Below are 1564 nucleotides of genomic sequence, written 5' to 3'. Positions count from 1 at the left end.
CCGTTGGCGATCTGGATCGACGCCGACGACACCGAGTCCACCCCCGAGCGCACCTCGCTCACCACGCCGCGAAGGCGTGCCGACATGGCCGACAGCGAACGCAGCATGTGGCCGAACTCGTCCTTGCGGACGGATTGCAGCTCCTGGGTGAGGTCGCCCGCCGCGATGGCGTCGATGGTGTTCACCGCCTCATCCAACGGAAGGGTGATGGAGCGCACCAGCTTCCAGGCCAGGAACAGCCCCACGGCCATCAGCACCAGCGAGGTGATGACTCCCCAGATCGCGTATTCCACGCGGCGCGCCGAGGCGTCGGCGCGGATGGCGTCGCGGCGCGTCTCGAGCGTGGCGACGAAGTCGTCCTGCGCCTTGAGGTATTTGGTGACCAGGGGGGCGAATTCGTTGTCGGCGAACCGCTGGGTCGCCACGGCGTCGCCGGCGCCCTTGAGCTCCCAGGTCTTGGCGGTGGCCGCCAGCACGGCCTTGCGGGCCTCCAGCACCTTGTCCAGCGCAGCCTTTTCCTCGGGGGCGGTGGCCGAGGCCACGATGCCTTCCTGCACCTTGTTGATGTTGCCGATGATCTCCTTGACCTTGGCGCCATACTGCTCGGCCAGCACGGCATCCGTGGTCACGGCGCCGCCCATGACCATGGTGACGGCCGTCTCGGTGGCGCCGCGCCAGCGCACGGCGGCGGAGATGCGCCCCTCGATGTCCACGACGGCGTCGATCGCCGAGGACATGGAGCTGTTGGCCCGGTTCTGGGCAAAGCCCGAGAGCAGCAGCATGCCGATCATCAGGCCCAGAAATGCGCCCCACAGCTTGCGGGAAACGCGGATATTGTCGAGTTGCATGGGTTGTTCTTCCTCGTGGATCTGTAGTGTTTTCATGCAAGGCGAGGTTCGCCAGGGAAACATCCGATTACATCAGCAAACAACCCATAGCCTACGCCAGCCCGGCGCGCCGCCACGCCAGCACCTCACCGGGAGAAACCCGCATTCCCCACCGGCGGCCACGCGGGCGCACGCCGGGCACGGACCGCGAGCGGCGCAAACGGGGCACAGAGGTGGAACGGGGGAGGCAAGAGTCAGGGCGCCAGCGCCTCCTGGCGCCTGTTCTTGCAAAAAACGGCCTCCAGCGCTTGATGTTCAAGCGCCTTCAGCTATTATTTCGAGAGCAATCAGTTCGGCAGCGGCCAGGGCCTCCACCCCGGATCAGAAGCTTTCCCACTCATCGTCGTTGCCTCCCGAGGTGGCGCGTGGCGCCGGTGGGTGAGATGGTGCCGGGGCAGCCGCCTTGGGGGCGGCGGCCGGCGCGGGGGAAGACAGCCGCGCGGCCGCTGGCGCCTTGGCGCTGGCCGCGGGCTTGCCGCTGGCACTGGTACCCACGCGGGCCTTGGCGGCGGGGGCGGGCCTCGGCGCCATGGCGGGTGGCGCGGAACGGGTGGGCGCAGCGGGAGCCCGGCTGGCCACGGCCCCCACGTTGAACATGGCCACCACCTCGGCCAGCCTCTGCGCCTGGTCGCGCATCGAGGCTGCAGCGGCGGTGGACTCTTCCACCAGCGCCGCGT

The 1564-nt window shown here is 68.7% G+C and carries 1 protein-coding gene and 1 pseudogene; both read right to left on the bottom strand.

Annotated elements, in window-relative coordinates; all coding sequences use genetic code 11:
- Window positions 1-848: MCP four helix bundle domain-containing protein (locus AC1RCS_RS24890; RefSeq protein WP_492246551.1), on the bottom strand; the 848-nt coding region annotated here is incomplete at its 3' end.
- 360 nt (window positions 849-1208) lie between these two features.
- Window positions 1209-1564, bottom strand: a pseudogene (locus tag AC1RCS_RS24885) (methyl-accepting chemotaxis protein); the annotation flags it as partial.

The sequence above is a fragment of the Acidovorax sp. GW823-FHT01C06 genome (genome assembly GCF_058798375.1).
Note: the sequence above shows the minus strand (reverse complement) of the source record. Positions and strands in the feature narration are given on the sequence as shown.